At 59.9% G+C, this 1,284-nt stretch carries 1 protein-coding gene; it reads right to left on the bottom strand.

Translation table 11 applies throughout. From position 1 onward, the window contains the following. Nucleotides 1-108: 108 nt before the first annotated feature. Nucleotides 109-1,284 (bottom strand): elongation factor Tu (tuf, locus tag ACR0FB_RS20660; protein WP_171725214.1); only part of this gene is annotated, 1,176 nt, incomplete at its 5' end.

The following is a 1,284-nucleotide window of genomic DNA, read 5'->3' as shown; positions in this document are numbered from 1 at the left end:
AAAACAAAAAAAGGCCGCCCCGGTGTGGAGCGGCCTTCTTTAGTTCGACGGTGTGGGCTCTCATTGCTCTTTCAGAGCAACTGCCGCCCACCAGTCGGCAAAGCCGACTTACTCGATGATTTTCGACACGACGCCGGCGCCGACGGTGCGGCCGCCTTCGCGGATGGCGAAGCGCAGGCCGTCTTCCATCGCGATCGGAGCGATCAGCTCGACGGTGAAGCCGACGTTGTCGCCAGGCATAACCATCTCGGTGCCAGCCGCCAGGGTCACGGTGCCGGTCACGTCAGTGGTCCGGAAGTAGAACTGCGGACGGTAGTTCGCGAAGAACGGGGTGTGACGGCCGCCTTCTTCCTTGGTCAGGATATAGGCTTCGGCTTCGAACTTGGTGTGCGGTGTCACCGAACCCGGCTTACACAGAACCTGGCCACGCTCAACGCCGTCACGGTCGATACCGCGCAGCAGGGCGCCGATGTTGTCGCCCGCTTCACCGCGATCCAGCAGCTTGCGGAACATTTCAACACCGGTACAGGTGGTTTTCTGAGTGTCGCGGATGCCGACGATTTCGATCTCGTCGCCAACATTGATCACGCCACGCTCGACACGGCCGGTCACAACGGTACCACGGCCCGAGATCGAGAACACGTCTTCAACCGGCATCAGGAACGGCTTGTCGACTTCACGCTCAGGGGTGTCGATGTAGTCATCAACAGCCGCCATCAGTTCGCGGATCTTCGCTTCGCCGATTTCCGGGTTGTTGCCTTCCATCGCGGCCAGAGCCGAACCTGCAATGATCGGAATATCGTCGCCAGGGTATTCGTAGCTGGACAGCAGTTCGCGAACTTCCATCTCAACCAGTTCCAGCAGCTCTTCGTCGTCGACCTGGTCAACTTTGTTCATGAACACGACCATCTTCGGGATGCCAACCTGGCGGCCCAGCAGGATGTGCTCGCGGGTCTGCGGCATCGGGCCGTCAGCGGCGTTCACAACCAGGATCGCGCCGTCCATCTGAGCGGCACCGGTGATCATGTTCTTGACGTAGTCGGCGTGGCCGGGGCAGTCGACGTGCGCATAGTGGCGGTTGTCGGTCTCGTATTCCACGTGGGCGGTCGAGATGGTGATGCCGCGCGCTTTCTCTTCCGGCGCACCGTCGATCTGGTCATACGCTTTGAAGTCACCGAAATACTTGGTGATTGCTGCGGTCAGCGTGGTCTTGCCGTGGTCAACGTGGCCAATCGTGCCGATGTTGACGTGCGGTTTTGTACGCTCAAACTTTTCCTTTGCCAT

The organism is Ruegeria sp. P10 (assembly GCF_056534925.1).
Note: the sequence above shows the minus strand (reverse complement) of the source record. Positions and strands in the feature narration are given on the sequence as shown.